Below are 14,047 nucleotides of genomic sequence, written 5' to 3'. Positions count from 1 at the left end.
GTTGGCTGCCTCGCAACGGAAACGACGATTCTCGCGCCTCAGTTGGAGAGTTCGCCGTATCGTGGCCGCGTGACCGACTACGATCCGCGCATCGTCGCCCTCTATGACGACGACAATCCGGACGGCCCCGACCACGCATACGTCCGCCGGCTCGCTGATGAAGTCGGTGCGCGATCCATCATCGACGTCGGCTGCGGCACCGGCATTCTGACCGTCACCCTCGCCAGTTCCGGACGACGCGTTGTAGGAGTCGATCCGTCCGCCGCGATGCTTGCCTACGCGCGACGGCGTCCCGAGGGGGATTCGGTCGAGTGGATCCATGGGGACAGTCGGAACATCCCGCCCGGCCGCTTCGATCTCGCCGTCATGACCAGCAACGTCGCCCAGCACATCCCCGACCCGCAGTGGCAGCGTACGCTCGTCGACATCCATCGCGCACTTCGGGACGGCGGCGTGCTGGTCTTCGAGAGCCGTAACCCGGCGGTCCGTGCGTGGGAGACGTGGGTGTCCTCCGAGCCGACGACCCGTCAGACGGCCCACGGGGCACTTCGGGAATGGACCGAGATCGAACTCCTCGGCTGCGGCGTCGTGCGACTGATCGCTCACAACGTCTTCGAGGACAGCGGCAACCACGTCGTCGAGAGCGAGACCCTGGTCTTCCGTGATCGGGAAGCGATCGAGGAGCAGCTACACGAGGCCGGGTTCACGGTCGACGCCGTCCACGGTGACTGGGACGGTTCCGCGTTCACGGAGAATTCCCGCCTCGTCATCGTCCGCGCGAGGCGGGGCTGAACTGAATCACGGGCGTTGGCCGGTCCTCTGCGCTTGGAGGCCACGGGAGGACTCACTCAGCAAATACCCTGAGTTGTTTCATGGGAACCATGAGGTGGAGTTCATCGACCGGCGACTGGATGAAGTCGCCGTGATGCAGATAGAAGGTTTTGGCCTGCTCATCGCGGCAGTGAACCAGAACCGCGGCTGCACCGATGCTTCCGCTGAGTTGATACGCCCTCATGAGCGCGTTGCGCAACAGGCCCCACCCGAGACCGTTTCCCTTGTAATCCTGGTCGACCGCGAGTCGTGCGAGGAGAACGCAAGGAATCTGGCTGGGGCGCCGGCTTGCGAGCGCCGTCGGGACGGCATCTCTGGCCACCGCGGCCATGGTGATCGAATAGTAGCCCGCGATCCGATCACCATGACACGCGACGTAGGATGTCGCGTTGTTCGCTGCCTGGTTCTCCCACGCAAATCTGCGGAACCAATCATCAAGTTCGGAAGCACCGCTGTTGAAGCTGTCATGGTCGTCGGATCTGGTGAGCTTCCGCGGCGTACTGAAGGTCGTCACGCCTCGTCCGAGAACACGGACGAGCGGGAGAACAGATCCTTCAACTTCCCGTGGTCGGGAACTGGCGCATCCAGCAGCCGCGTGAACTCGTCGAACTGGTCGTCCGTCGCGATGAACCAGCGGCGATCAGCCAGCACTCGTTCGGCTTGGTCAACAGCACTTCCCAGGACGAACTCTGTCAGCGTATGGTCGGTCGCCTCCGCCGCGAGGCGGAGCAGGCTCTCCTGCCGGTCCGTCGCACGCAGATTGATTCGCTGTCGCTTGGAAGGCCGACCTTCAACGGTGGGCTCGGACATGATGGCCTCCTTGGTGTACGTACACAGTACGTACGCGGTTGCGCAACCGTCAACCGGCGACCGACCGACCGGCCGACCTCAGCCGGCCGTCTCCGTCCGCATCGCCGCGACCATCTCCTTGGCCTCCTGCTTCGAACCGGCCGACGGCGTCGAGCCCCACAGCGCCCGCCCGTTCGACTCGGGCACCCACTGGATCGAGATGAGCCCGATGACGCCGGCGGCGATCAGATAGTAGGCCGGCCACATCAGGTCACCCGTGGTTCCGACGAGGGTCTTCATCACCGTCGACGTCGTACCACCGAACAGGGAGACGGAGATGTTGAACGCGATGGACAGCGCACCGGCCCGCACCACCGTGGGGAACAGTGAGGGCAGCGTCGACGGCATGGTCGCGCTGAAGCAGATCAGGCTCAAACCCATGAAGAGCAACCCGGCCAGTACGGTGACGTCACCGGTGCCGCGGATGAGCAGCAGGGACGGGACCGAGAGCACGATCAGGGCGATCGACCCGAGCCGCACGATGATCTTCCGGCCGAACCGGTCCGAGAGCCGGCCGATCACCGGGATCAGCACCACGCACACGGCCATCACCACGATCTGCAGCACCTGTGAGGTCACCTCGGAGACGCCACCACCGCCCTGGATCCGCTGGATGTCGGGGAAGAACGTCGGCATGTAGGCGGTGAGCATGTAGTTCGTGACGTTCCAGGCCAGCACCAGACCGATGCAGGCGAGCAGGTTCGGCCACAGGGAGAAGATCTTCTTGAACTCCCCGGCGACCTTCTGGCCCTTCTCCCGCTCCTCGGACTCCTTCTCCAGCTTCAGGTAGGCGGGGGTGTCGGCCAGCCGGGATCGCAGGTACACACCGACCAGCCCGAGCGGCAGCGCGATGAAGAACGGCAGCCGCCAGCCCCAGGACGTGAGTTGCTCATCGGTGAGCAGGATGCCGACGAGGGTCGCGATCGTCGCACCGAGCAGGTACCCGATGAAGGTGCCCACCTCGAGCAGGCTGCCGAGGAAGCCTCGCCGCTTGTCGGGCGCGTACTCGGCGATGAAGGTCATGGCGTTGCCGTACTCCCCACCGGTGGAGGCTCCCTGCACGAGCCGGCAGGCCAGCAGCAGGAACGGCGCCCCGAGGCCGATGGCCGCATAGTCGGGCAGGACGCCGATGGCGAACGTACCCAGCGCCATCATGATCATCGTGACCGCGAGGACCTTGTTGCGGCCGATGCGGCCGATGCGGTCGGAGAGCGGGCCGAAGAACATGCCGCCGAAGGGCCGGACCAGGAACGCGACGGCGAACAGGCCCGCGACGATGATGCCACCGGCGACCCCCGCGTCCTTGGGCAGGAAGACACCTTCGATGGTGGTCTGCAGGTAGCCGTAGACGCCGAAGTCGTACCACTCGGTGACGTTTCCGATGGCGGCCGCCGCGATCGCGCGCTTGACGACGTCGGGTTTGGTGACGGTGATGTCTTCGACACGCCACCGGCGACGAACGTTCTCGGGGCCGAACATGTTGACTGATGCCTTCCGGGTGGGGGCTACTTTCCTGCGGAGCAGCGACCACCCCTGGGCCCGACCCCCCGGCGACCGGCAAGCCGGGAACCAGACAACCGGTGTTCGCTCCGGAGTGGGAACCCATCTGAATGACTCGCTCGTATGTGGTGCATGTCACGCTGACGGCGTGTATGCTGAGCCCCAGCCACAGGCGGGCTCCCGATGCGGAGCTATCAACCGGGCATGATCTGACAGCCAGGTGAGCCCGCCGCCGACGTGAGTCGTCTCCCGGGTTCACCCTCACCCGAGGACGTGAGCATCATGTCGACCATCCCTCTGATCGAGGAATCCCCTCGAACCCAGCAGTACCTGCAGCGAGCGATCCAGCTCGCGGCGGAGAACGCCGCGAACGACGGCGGCCCGTTCGGGGCGATCATCGTCACGGCCGACGGGCAGCAGTTCGCCGGCGTCAACCGTGTCACGGCCGAGAACGATCCGACCATGCATGCCGAGGTCGCCGCCATCCGCGCCGCGTGCCGTGCGCTGGGCACCTTCGAGCTGAGTGGAGCGGTGCTCTACACCAGCTGTGAGCCGTGTCCGCTGTGCCTCTCGGCCGCCCTCTGGGCCCGGCTCGATGCGGTCCATTTCGCGGCCGATCGGCACGACGCCGCGGCCGGCGGGTTCGACGACGCGGAGTTCTACGCGTTCTTCACCGGGTCCGCCGAGGACCGGGACCGGCTGCTGCCGGTCCGTCACGTCCGGCTGGACACGCGCACCACTCCCTTCGACACGTGGGCGGCCAACGCCGCCCGCACCCGGTACTGACGCGTTTCCTTTCCCAACCGGCCGGGTGACCGGCCATCCCCCAACAGAAGATCTGGACACTTCCCCGCGCTGCTGCGGCAGCACGGAGGAAAAACGAGGATCGCCAGACCTTGCGCACCGGCTGGACCTGTGCGCTCGAGGAGGCTCCTTCCATGTCATCGTTCTCCACCATCAACTCATCGGCCGACCGTCCCGAGGACGAGCGGCTGCCGCTCGGGCGGACCGCCGCATACGGCTTCCAGCACGTGCTGACCATGTACGGCGCCATCGTCGCCGTTCCCCTCGTGGTCGGTCAGGCCGCCGGCATCACCGCCGACCAGATCGCCCTGCTGATCAGCTCCTGCCTGTTGATGGGCGGGATCGCCACCGTGCTGCAGAGCTTCGGGGCGCCCTGGATCGGTTCGAAGCTCCCGCTGGTGCAGGGCGTCTCGTTCGCCGGCGTCGCCCCCATGCTGGCCATCCTGGCCGGTGGCCGGGACCTGGCGACGATCTTCGGCGCCGTCATCGTCTCGTCCGTGGTCGGTTTCCTGCTCGCCGGCGCGTTTTCCCGCATCGTCCGGTTCTTCCCCCCGGTGGTCACGGGCACGGTGATCACCGTGATCGGGATCTCGCTGCTGCCGGTCGCCATCTCCTGGGCCGCGGGCGGCGGCAAGGACGGCGCCGCCGATCCCACCAGCCTCGCCCTGGCCGGAGCGACCCTGCTGATCGTGCTGCTGCTGTCCAAGCTGGGGGTGGGGATGATCTCCCGGCTCTCCATTCTGCTGTCCTTCGTGCTGGGCACCGGGGTGGCGGCGATGATGGGCATGGTGGACTTCTCCGGCGTCGGCAACGGTGCGCTGATCACCTTCCCCACCCCGCTGGCGTTCGGACTGCCGCGGTTCGAGATCGCCTCCGTCGTGTCGATGCTCATCGTCGTGCTGGTGACCATGACCGAGACGACGGCGGACATCCTCGCCGTCGGCGAGATCACCGGCGCCCGCGTCGACGCCCGCCGGGTCGCCAACGGGCTGCGCGCGGACATGATCTCCTCCGCCGGCGCCCCCCTGCTCAATTCGTTCACGCAGACGGCCTTCGCCGCCAACGTGGGGCTGGTGGCGGTGACCGGCGTCCGCAGTCGGTTCGTGGTGAGCGCGGCCGGCCTGATCATGGTCCTGCTCGGTCTGTTCCCGGCGATCGGGCAGGTCGTGGCCGCGATTCCCGACCCCGTGCTCGGGGGCGCCTCGGTCGTGCTGTTCGGCACGGTGGCCTCCTCCGGCGTGCGGACCCTGGCCAAGGTGGACTACCGCAACTCCATGAACCTGGTGATCGTGGCGGTGTCCTTCGCCTTCGGGCTGGTGCCGGTGGCCGCGCCCAATTTCTACCGGGACTTCCCGGCGTGGACGCAGACCATCCTCGGGTCGGGGATCAGCGCCGCGGCGATCGTCGCCATCGTCCTGAACCTGGTCTTCAACGAGGTGCGTCTCGGCAACGTGGCGCAGCCGTCGGTGATCGCCGCCGCCCCCGTCCGGATCATCGGATCCGACGTCCTCGCCCAGTTGCGGGACGGGGACCGGATTGAGAACGGTACTGTCGTCGGGCACGACGGCGTCGAAGTGGCGGTGGTGCCGGATCACCGGTTCGAGGACGTGAAGTCGATGATCGAGGCCGGAGAGATCACCGACACGACCCAGCTCCCGGCCGTTCTGGGAGCGAAGCAGACCTGAACGCCACCCCGGACGACAGCCCGTCGTCGCGGTCGCCCTCCCCCCGACCCGGCACCCCGCCGGAGCCGGGCGGGGGGCGTCCCTGCGTCGTGGTGCTGGCCGCCGGGCACGGCCGGCGTCTGGGGCTCGGGCCGAAGGCCCTGGTCCGGGTGAACGGAATCACCCTGGCCACCCGTGCGGTGCAGGTGGTGCGAGCCGCGGGCGCGCTGCCCGTGGTGGTGGTCGGGCCGGCAGCCGCCGAGGTCGTCGCCGCCGTGCGGCGGGAGGAACCGGCCGGGCCGCTGGTGGTGGTCCACGTCGACGACGCCGCGGCGGAGGGGATGTCGGCGTCGTGGCGTGCGGGCGTGCAGGAGGCACTGCGGCGGCAGCCCGGCCTGCCGGTGACGGTCGTGCTGGTGGACCAGCCGGGGGTGAGCGGACCGGTGCTGATCAGGCTCGCGGACACGCATCGTCCCGGCCGGATCACGCGGGCGGCCTACGGCGGCCGCGCCGGCCATCCGGTGGTGTTCGACCCGGGACATGCCCGGGCCGCGGCGGCGCGGGTGCACGGCGACGCCGGCGCCCGCCAGTACCTGCGGGCGAACCGCGCCGTCGTCGACCTCGTCGAGTGCGCGGACCTCGGGACCGACGACGACCTGGACACACCGGCCGATCTGGCGCGCTGGTCGGCCGGCGATCGCTCCCGGGTCAGCTCCCGGGTCAGCCCGCCGGCTCCTTCGCCGGCTCGCCCGCCGGGTTCGCCCGACGGGTCAGCGCCGCGTGGATCCGGTCCCGGGTGATCGGTGTGGACGTGAACCGGATCCCGATCGCGTCCGCCACGGCGTTGGCCATCGCCGGGGCGACCGGGTTGAACGGTGACTCGCTCATCGACTTCGCCCCGTGCGGGCCCAGGTCGTCCGCGGTGTTGGCGAACAGCACCTCGCTGCGCGGGACGTCCGCGAACGTCGGGATGTGATACGAGCGGAGGATGTCGGTCGTCACCCGACCGGTCTCGTCGACCCGGACCTCCTCGTACAGGGCCGCCCCGATCGCCTGGGCGATGCCGCCCTCGATCTGCCCCCGGCACTGGTGCGGGTTGACGACCGTTCCCGCGTCGGCGGCCTGCACCGACTGCAGGATGCGCAGCTCACCGGTGCCCGTGTTGACGGCGACCCGGAAACCGTGGACGTTGAACGCCACCGATCGCGGTGTGCCCGCCCACCGGCCTGCACCGGTGTACCGCTCCGCGTCGGTGCCCTGGCCGACGTCGCCGAGCAGGGCGTCCAGCTCAATGTCACCGTGGGCGGTGCGCACGGTCGTCCCGTCCAGTCGGCACTCGGCCGGGTCGGCACCGACGCGGGCGGCCGCGGCAGCCCGGATGTGGCCGGCGAGGTCCCGGGCGGCCGCCTCGCTCGCCCGGCCGGCGACGACGGTGCCGGTCGACCCGAAGGCCCCGGTGTCGTGCTCCACGAGGTCGGAATCCGACTGGCGCAGCACCACCCGGTCGGTCGTCGTGCCGAGGGCGGAGGCGACCAGTTGCGCGTGCACGGTGGACGTGCCGTTGCCGAACTCGGCGGTGCCCACCCGTGCCTCGTACCTGCCGCCGGGCAGCAACCGCACCGTGGCGTGGGCGATGTGACCACGCGGCGGGACGGTGGCGATCATGGCGACGGCGGTGCCCTCCCCGGTCCGCCACTCCGGGCCGAGCGGGGCGACGTGGCCGGCCGCCTCGGCGTCGTCCCATCGCCGTCGGCCGCGGTCGAGCGCGTCCCGGACCAGGTCGATGCACTGGTCCAGCCCGTAACTGCCGAAGACGACGTCCTCTTCCGGCTCGGCGTGCATGGAGACCAGCTGGTCGAGGACGCCGACGACGTTGCGGCGTCGGAACTCGAGCGGGTCGATGTCCAGCCCGCGGGCGAGGTCGTCCATCGCCGACTCGATGGCGAAGATCATCTGGCTCAGCCCGTAGCCGCGGAACGCGCCGGAGGGCACGTTGTTGGTGTAGACCGCGCAGGCGTCCACACTCTTGTTCGGCGCCCGGTAGACGGCGATCGACTCCCCGCACCCGTGGAACATGACGCCGGGAGCGTGGTTGCCGTAGGCCCCGGTGTCGGAGCGGACGTCCACCGCGAGCGCGGTCAGCCTGCCGTCCGGGTCTGCGCCGGCGCGGACCCGGATGCGGAAGGGATGCCGCACCGTGGTCGCGGTGAACACCTCGTTCCGGGTGAACTCCACCGCGACCGGCTGGCCGGTGGCGAGGCTGGCCAGGGCGGCCAGGTCCTCGGTCAGCACCTCCTGTTTGCCGCCGAACCCGCCGCCGACCCGTTCGCAGTACACCCGGACCGTCTCCGCCGGCCGGTCGAAGACGCGGGCGACGGTGCGGCGGACCAGGAACGGCACCTGGGTGCTGGAGCGGACCACCAGCCGGCCCCGGTCATCGGTCCAGGCGATGGAGCCGTGGGTCTCCAGCGCGACGTGGGAGAGGCGCTGCGTGCGGTACGTCTGGTCGTGGGTCACGACCGCCTGCGCCAGGCCCGCCTCCACGTCTCCGATCCGCCCGTGCACCTCCGCGACGACGTTGCGTTCGGGCCGGGCGATGCGCGACGTCTCGGGGTCACGGTCGCCGTGCAGGGCCGGGGCACCGGGTGCGTCGGCGAGCTCCGGATCGAGCACCGCGTCCAGGACCTCGTACGTCACGTCCACGAGCCGGGCGCCGCGCTCGGCGGCGCGTCGGGAGTCGGCGACCACCACGGCGACCCGTTGACCGACGTGTCGCACGACGTCGTCGAGCACGCGCATGTCGTCGGGGTCGTCGGTGACCAGCTCGTGCTGGGCGGAGGAGTAGCGGATGGTCGGCGCGTCCTCGTGGCTGAGGACCCGGACGACGCCGGGCTCGGCCAGCGCCCGCGAACCGTCGACCCGCACCACCCGGGCGTGCGCGTGTGGTGAACGGACGACGACGGCGTGCAGCAGGGGAGCCGGCAGGTCGGCCGGGTCCACGTCCATGGTGTACCGGGCGGTGCCCGTCACCACCTGCGGACCCGCCGGGGCGCCCGGGCTGGAGCCGACCCCGCCGGATCCCTGGTCCACGTTGACCCGCCCGTGCACGGCGTCCTCGATCGCCCGGTACCCCGTGCAGCGGCACAGATTGCCCTTGAGGCTGCGGGGCAAGTCCTCACGCTCGCGCTCGGTGAAGGTGGCGGCGGTCATGATCATCCCGGCGGTGCAGAACCCGCACTGGAAGGCGCCGGCCCGCAGGAACGCGTCCTGGGTGGGATGGGGTGCCGCAGTGGTGCCGAGCCCTTCCAGGGTGGTCACCTCCCGCCCGGCCACCCGGTGGGCGGGGTAGAGGCAGCTGTGCACGGGTGCCCCGTCGACGTGCACGGTGCAGGCCCCGCAGTCGCCGGCGTCGCACCCCTTCTTGACCCCCAGCGCCCCGGTCTCGCGCAGCCAGGTGCGCAGCGACTGCCCCGGTTGCGGGTCCAGGGCCACCGTGCGGCCGTTGACCGTCGTGGCGTCGGCGGGGATGGAGGTCATCGGGCTGTCCCTTCGCGGACGATGTCACCGGTCGAGCGGCCGACGGCGGCCGGGTCGGTGACGCTGTGGTCGGGCAGCAGTTCGGCCAGGATCTCCTCGCCGAGTCGGTGGGTCATGGCCCGGCGCCACTCCGGGTCGCCGTGGACGTCGTCGTACCACCCGACGCGATCGACGGCCTCGTCGACGGCACTGCCGACGGCCTCGTCGACGGCACTGCGCCACTGGTCGGCGGTGACGGGCGATCCGTCCGGACCACCGAGGTCGATGACGACCGGACGCGGCGTCGAGGCCGTGACGGTGATCCGCACGCGGCCGGGCCCGGTCCGGCGACCGATGAGCAGTGCCGCGGATCGGCCGCGTTCGGTCAGGGAGATCCGCCGGAAGGCGCACGGTTGCTCGAGCGTCGTCAGCGGGACGCGAAAGCTGCGGATCAGTTCTCCGTCGGCCAGGGCGGTGCGGGTGGCGCCGGTGACGAGGTTCGCCACCGGCAGTTCCCGGCGTCCCCCGTCCCGGCCGAGGAGGACGGCGACGGCGTCGAGTCCGGCCAGCAGGGAGGTCATCGGCCCGGCGGGCAGCGCCGTCGCCACGTTGCCGCCGATGGTGGAGACGGTCCAGATCTTCCAGGACGCCACGAACGAGTCGCAGCAGGGGCGGAAGAGGTCGAGGCCGGGGAGCAGGTGCCGGGACACCGGCAGGTCCGGGTCGGTGGGGAGCGCGTACACGGTGGCCACCGGGCAGGTGGCGGCGAGTTCGAGTACCGCCGGGTCGAGGTGCCACGTCACCGGCGTCCAGTCCGCTCGGCCGAGGTCGAGCAGGCGGCGGGGCCGGCCGCGGGCGATGTCTGTCCCGTACGAGTACAGCACCGTCCCGCCCGCCAACCACGAGTCACCGGGTTGCCAGTCCGCCGGGTCGGCGGTGAACAGCACGTCGTCGACGCTGGTCATGTCCACGAGAATCGGTCCTCTCTGCCGGCCGCGGAGACGAAGGCGGGTGTGGCGTGGACCGGACCGGTGGTGTCCCGCAGTTGGTGCGCCGCGGGGCGGCGGTCGGGACGCCGGGTGACGGCGATGATCTCCGCCAGGACGGAGACCGCCACCTCCGGCGGTGTGCGTGCGCCCAGATCGAGGCCGATGGGGGAGTGCAGGGAGGCCAGCAGGTGCGCGGGCAGGCCACCGGCGAGCAGGTCCTGCCGGCGCCGGCCGTCGGTGGTCCGGGACCCCATCGCTCCCACATAGGCCAGGCCGAGCCGCAACGCCCGGTCGAGGACGGCGAGGTCGAAACGAGGATCGTGGCCGAGCACGACCACGGCGGTCCGGCCGTCGACGCGGCCCGCGGCGGCCTCGGCCTCCAGATGATCGACCGGGGACTGCACGACGATGTCGTGGGCGTCGGGGTGACGCCGGGCGGTGGCGAACACGGGCCGCGTGTCGCAGACGGTGACCTGCCAGCCGAGCGGTCGCGCGAGCCGGGCCAGCGCCGCGGCGTGGTCGTTCGCACCGTAGATCAGCAAGCGAGCGGCGCTCCGGCGTGATTCGACCAGCAGCCGGCCGAGCTCCGGGCAGCCGGCTTCTGGCGGCCCGAACACCGGCACCGTCGTCGTCACCCCGCTCCGCAGCGCCGCCGCCAGGTCACCCGTGGCCCGTTCCGGCAGGCCCGGCACCCGCACGGTCGGCAGCGCGTCACCGTCCCGCACCAGGAACGGTCCGGGCAGCGGTACCGTGCTCCCGGGCAGGGCGCGCACCAGGGAGATCGCGTCGTCGAGTGCGCCGTCGAGCGCGCCGTCGGGCGATCGCTCGGCGATCGCACGCAGCCCGGGGAGTACGCCGGCCAGCTGGTTCAGCGGCTGGACCAGGACGGTCAGCTCACCGCCGCAGGTGAGGGCGACGTCGAACCCGGTGCCGTCCGCGTCACCGAAGCCGACCAGCTCGGCACGATCGGTCGTCAGGGCGGTGAGAGCGGCGTCGACGACGGCGGCCTCGACGCAACCGCCGGAGAGGGATCCGATCGTCGTCCCGTCGCGGTGGACGAACATGGTGGACCCGGGCTCGCGAGGCACCGACCCGGTGACCGAGACGACGGTCGCGACGGCCCAGTCGGCGGGGACGGTCACCTGCGCCAGCAGGTCGTTGATGCGCTCAAGCATGCTCGACACCGTCATCGGTTCGGCGGCGGAACGGGAAGGAACTCACGGCAGTCGACTCCTCGACAGGACGGAGAGCGCAGGCCGTCGAGGCTGGGGACCCGGGAAGGACGTGGCCCGACGACCGGCTCTGCGGTTCGTGGAAGGTCACCCGGTAGATAGTCCTGGACTGGACCCGCCGTGGGCTGGATCACATCCTAGGAGGGCTGATCGGGCAAGCGCAACCCGATGTCACCTTCCGGGCCGCGGCGGGGTGCCGTCGGGTGGGAAGCGTCGGTCACCGCCGCCAGTACCTCGGCAGCGGCTCGCCAGGGCAGCAGGATGCATCGCCGACGCAGCGGAGCGACGGGCAGGACGGCGAGGACGGCGACGTCGGCGTGGACCGCGGTGGTGCGACCGGCTTCGCGTGCCTGCACCAGTTCCCGGGCCAGGATGAGCGCGTCGGCCGGCGGTCGTCCCTCCAGCGCGTCGCCCAGCATCGATGCCGCGGCGCGGGACAGGGAACAGCCGGAGGCCACTCCGGTCAGCCGCACCACGCCGTTCGTCGTGGTCAACGTCAGATCGACGACGTCACCGCAGGTGGGATTGACCACGCGCACCCGGTCCACCCGGGGCACGTCGCCGTCCGACGCGCTTCCTCCGGCCGGAGGGGGCAGGCCCGGCATGGCGGCAGCGTGGTGCTCGATCAACTCGCGAGCGAAGGTCAGGTCCACGGCGCACATCCTCGCACGACGGACGATCGCGGGAATGCCGGGAATGCGGCGCAGCTTGTGATCGGTGAGCACCCCGCTCGTCCGTTGAAGGAGAACACATGGCACGCATCACCGTGATCGGGGGCACGGGCTACGCCGGTGCCCACCTCGTCGCCGAGGCCGCCCGTCGCAACCACTCCGTCACCTCGATCAGCCGCACCGTCCCGGACGCGCAGCTCGACGGTGTCACCTACCGGGCGGGGTCGATCACCGACGACCCCGTGGCCGAGGCCGCCGTGGACGCCGACGTCGTCGTCGTCGCCGTCTCCCCGCGCGGCCCGATGGCCGGGCAGGTGGCGCCCTCCGCCGAGAACGTCGCCCGCCACGCGCAGCGCCACGGCACCCGGTTCGGGATCATCGGTGGAGCCGGTTCCCTGCAGGTGGAGCCGAACGGCCCGCGGCTGATGGACACTGCGGAGTTCCCCGACGGCTTCAAGGCCGAGGCCCGGGAGATGACCGACGTCCTCGACTGGTTGCAGGAGCAGGACGAGACCTTGGACTGGTTCTTCGTCAGCCCCGCCGGCGGCTTCGGCGCGTACGCACCCGGGGAGGCGACCGGGACCTACCGCACGGGCGGCGACGTCCTGCTCACCGATGAGAACGGCCGCTCCGACCTCTCCGGCCAGGATCTCGCGACCGCCATCGTGGACGAGATCGAGCGGCCGGTGCACCACCGGCAGCGGTTCACGGTCGCGTACTGAGCAGTCTCCGAGGCGAAGGCCACCGAGTTGGGCAAGCCGGAACTGGCCGAGCACGCCATCCAGTACCGGACGGACGCGGAGTATGTGACGGCGCTGCTCGCCTGACGGGCGGCGCGAGGGTCGGTGAGCTCCGTGTAGCTACCGCAATGCCGTTCCACGTCCGGGAACCACACGTGGTGATCAGCTGGAACCGGCCGGCGAACACGTCGCGAGCGGGACCGCAGGATCAATGGGTAGCATCGCGGCCATGACGACGATGACGATCGCACGTGTGCCCGAGGCCAACGCCCTCTTCGAGATCACTCAGGTCGAGGTCCCCGAACCGGGCCCCGGCCAGGTGCGCGTCCACGTGCGCGCCTGCGGCGTCTGCCACTCCGACTCCCTCACCGTCGCCGGTGCGATGGGCAACGACTTCCCCCGCGCGCCCGGCCACGAGATCGCCGGAGAGATCGACGCCGTCGGCCACGGCGTCACGCCCTGGCAGGCCGGTCAGCGCGTGGGCGTCGGCTGGTTCGGCGGGTGTGACTTCACCTGCGACTCCTGCCGGCGCGGCGACTTCATCTCCTGCGAGAACGTGCTGGTGCCAGGGATCGCCTACGACGGCGGGTACGCGGAGTACGTGATCGCTCCCGCCGAAGCGCTGGTCAGTATCCCGGACGACCTGACCGACGTCGACGCCGCCCCGCTGCTGTGCGCGGGCATCACCACGTTCAACGCCCTCCGCTCCTCCGTGGCCCGACCCGGTGACGTGGTCGCGATCCTCGGCGTCGGCGGTCTCGGTCACCTCGGCATCCAGTACGCCGCGAAGATGGGCTTCGAGACGGTCGCCGTCGCCCGCGGTACCGAGAAGGAGTCCCTCGCCCGCGAACTCGGCGCCCATCACTACCTCGATTCCACCAGCGCCGACGTCGCGGCGGAACTGAACAAGCTCGGCGGGGCGTCCGTGGTGCTGGCGACGGTCACGGTGCCGGACGCGATGACCCCGGCGCTGGGCGGTCTGCGCCCGCGGGGCCAGCTCGTCGTCGTCGGCGCCTCCGCCGACCCGATGCAGGTGCCGCCGTTCGCGCTGATTCCGGGGTCGACGGCGGTGCAGGGGCACGCCTCCGGCACGTCGAAGGACTCGGAGGACACCCTCCGATTCAGCGTGCTGACGGGGGTGCGGCCGCGGATCGAGACGATGCCGCTGGAGCGGGCGCAGGAGGCATACGACAAGATGATGGCCGGCGACGCGCGGTTCCGGATGGTCCTGACGATGGGCGGCTGAGGGCC

13 protein-coding genes are annotated in these 14,047 nt (G+C 70.7%); 6 read left to right on the top strand and 7 right to left on the bottom strand.

All coding sequences use genetic code 11. The features are described 5' to 3' along the window. The first annotated feature begins 69 nt into the window (after nucleotides 1–69). Complete coding sequence (locus BKD30_RS13190; RefSeq protein ID WP_083956496.1) at nucleotides 70–792, top strand: class I SAM-dependent methyltransferase; 723 nt, start codon at nucleotides 70–72, stop codon at nucleotides 790–792. A 52-nt stretch (nucleotides 793–844) separates the two neighbouring features. On the opposite strand, the gene BKD30_RS13185 is transcribed toward BKD30_RS13190, so the two are convergent. The 3 genes from BKD30_RS13185 to BKD30_RS13175 form a co-directional block, all read right to left on the bottom strand. Next, the gene (locus tag BKD30_RS13185) at nucleotides 845–1,345 is read right to left on the bottom strand and encodes a GNAT family N-acetyltransferase (protein ID WP_076705290.1); all 501 of its coding nucleotides are present in this window, start codon (nucleotides 1,343–1,345) and stop codon (nucleotides 845–847) included. Beyond that, nucleotides 1,342–1,641: a type II toxin-antitoxin system TacA family antitoxin gene (locus BKD30_RS13180; protein WP_076705289.1), complete on the bottom strand. Its 300-nt coding sequence runs from the start codon at nucleotides 1,639–1,641 to the stop codon at nucleotides 1,342–1,344. The genes BKD30_RS13185 and BKD30_RS13180 overlap by 4 nt, the downstream gene beginning before the upstream one ends. Nucleotides 1,642–1,719: 78 nt before the next feature. Continuing rightward, nucleotides 1,720–3,159: an MFS transporter gene (locus BKD30_RS13175; protein ID WP_076705288.1), complete on the bottom strand. Its 1,440-nt coding sequence runs from the start codon at nucleotides 3,157–3,159 to the stop codon at nucleotides 1,720–1,722. A 303-nt stretch (nucleotides 3,160–3,462) separates the two neighbouring features. Here BKD30_RS13175 and BKD30_RS13170 point away from each other — a divergent pair, with 303 nt between their 5' ends. The 3 genes from BKD30_RS13170 to BKD30_RS13160 all read left to right on the top strand — a co-directional run bounded on the left by BKD30_RS13170 (nucleotide 3,463) and on the right by BKD30_RS13160 (nucleotide 6,448). Continuing rightward, entirely contained in the window at nucleotides 3,463–3,966 is a 504-nt protein-coding gene (locus BKD30_RS13170) for a nucleoside deaminase (RefSeq protein ID WP_076705286.1), read from the top strand. A gap of 152 nt (nucleotides 3,967–4,118) precedes the next feature. Continuing rightward, nucleotides 4,119–5,669 (top strand): nucleobase:cation symporter-2 family protein, encoded by a 1,551-nt coding sequence (locus tag BKD30_RS13165; protein ID WP_083956494.1) that lies wholly within the window; start codon nucleotides 4,119–4,121, stop codon nucleotides 5,667–5,669. 89 nt (nucleotides 5,670–5,758) lie between these two features. Then, nucleotides 5,759–6,448 (top strand): nucleotidyltransferase family protein, encoded by a 690-nt coding sequence (locus tag BKD30_RS13160; protein ID WP_076705284.1) that lies wholly within the window; start codon nucleotides 5,759–5,761, stop codon nucleotides 6,446–6,448. Here the strand turns inward: BKD30_RS13160 and BKD30_RS13155 are convergent. The 4 genes from BKD30_RS13155 to BKD30_RS13140 form a co-directional block, all read right to left on the bottom strand. Continuing rightward, entirely contained in the window at nucleotides 6,369–9,185 is a 2,817-nt protein-coding gene (locus tag BKD30_RS13155) for a molybdopterin-dependent oxidoreductase (RefSeq protein ID WP_076705282.1), read from the bottom strand. The two genes, BKD30_RS13160 and BKD30_RS13155, sit on opposite strands and share 80 nt — an antisense overlap. Further along, nucleotides 9,182–10,129 (bottom strand): FAD binding domain-containing protein, encoded by a 948-nt coding sequence (locus BKD30_RS13150; RefSeq protein WP_235861703.1) that lies wholly within the window; start codon nucleotides 10,127–10,129, stop codon nucleotides 9,182–9,184. The genes BKD30_RS13155 and BKD30_RS13150 overlap by 4 nt, the downstream gene beginning before the upstream one ends. Next, a complete protein-coding gene (locus BKD30_RS13145; protein WP_076705413.1) occupies nucleotides 10,126–11,328 on the bottom strand; it encodes an XdhC family protein in 1,203 nt (400 codons plus the stop codon). Before BKD30_RS13145 ends, BKD30_RS13150 begins: the two co-directional genes overlap by 4 nt. 194 nt (nucleotides 11,329–11,522) lie before the next feature. Beyond that, nucleotides 11,523–12,110, bottom strand: coding sequence for an iron-sulfur cluster assembly scaffold protein (locus tag BKD30_RS13140; RefSeq protein ID WP_076705278.1), 588 nt, complete (start codon nucleotides 12,108–12,110; stop codon nucleotides 11,523–11,525). A gap of 26 nt (nucleotides 12,111–12,136) precedes the next feature. Between BKD30_RS13140 and BKD30_RS13135 the strand changes: the two genes are divergently transcribed. Next, nucleotides 12,137–12,778 carry an NAD(P)-dependent oxidoreductase gene (locus tag BKD30_RS13135; RefSeq protein WP_076705276.1) on the top strand — a complete coding sequence of 214 codons (642 nt, stop codon included), beginning with the start codon at nucleotides 12,137–12,139 and terminating at the stop codon, nucleotides 12,776–12,778. A gap of 247 nt (nucleotides 12,779–13,025) precedes the next feature. Next, nucleotides 13,026–14,042 (top strand): alcohol dehydrogenase, encoded by a 1,017-nt coding sequence (locus BKD30_RS13130; protein WP_076705411.1) that lies wholly within the window; start codon nucleotides 13,026–13,028, stop codon nucleotides 14,040–14,042. Nucleotides 14,043–14,047: the final 5 nt, after the last annotated feature.

The sequence above is a fragment of the Tersicoccus phoenicis genome, from assembly GCF_001968835.1.
Taxonomy (GTDB): Bacteria; Actinomycetota; Actinomycetes; order Actinomycetales; family Micrococcaceae; genus Tersicoccus; species Tersicoccus phoenicis.
Note: the sequence above shows the minus strand (reverse complement) of the source record. Positions and strands in the feature narration are given on the sequence as shown.

What these genes read in the sequence shown, in the direction of transcription:
- BKD30_RS13180 (WP_076705289.1), bottom strand. Translation starts at nt 1,641, where the DNA reads ATGTCCGAGCCCACCGTTGAAGGTCGGCCTTCCAAGCGACAGCGAATC.
- BKD30_RS13175 (WP_076705288.1), bottom strand. Translation starts at nt 3,159, where the DNA reads ATGTTCGGCCCCGAGAACGTTCGTCGCCGGTGGCGTGTCGAAGACATC.
- BKD30_RS13170 (WP_076705286.1), top strand. Translation starts at nt 3,463, where the DNA reads ATGTCGACCATCCCTCTGATCGAGGAATCCCCTCGAACCCAGCAGTAC.
- BKD30_RS13165 (WP_083956494.1), top strand. Translation starts at nt 4,119, where the DNA reads ATGTCATCGTTCTCCACCATCAACTCATCGGCCGACCGTCCCGAGGAC.
- BKD30_RS13155 (WP_076705282.1), bottom strand. Translation starts at nt 9,185, where the DNA reads ATGACCTCCATCCCCGCCGACGCCACGACGGTCAACGGCCGCACGGTG.
- BKD30_RS13150 (WP_235861703.1), bottom strand. Translation starts at nt 10,129, where the DNA reads ATGACCAGCGTCGACGACGTGCTGTTCACCGCCGACCCGGCGGACTGG.
- BKD30_RS13145 (WP_076705413.1), bottom strand. Translation starts at nt 11,328, where the DNA reads ATGCTTGAGCGCATCAACGACCTGCTGGCGCAGGTGACCGTCCCCGCC.
- BKD30_RS13135 (WP_076705276.1), top strand. Translation starts at nt 12,137, where the DNA reads ATGGCACGCATCACCGTGATCGGGGGCACGGGCTACGCCGGTGCCCAC.
- BKD30_RS13130 (WP_076705411.1), top strand. Translation starts at nt 13,026, where the DNA reads ATGACGACGATGACGATCGCACGTGTGCCCGAGGCCAACGCCCTCTTC.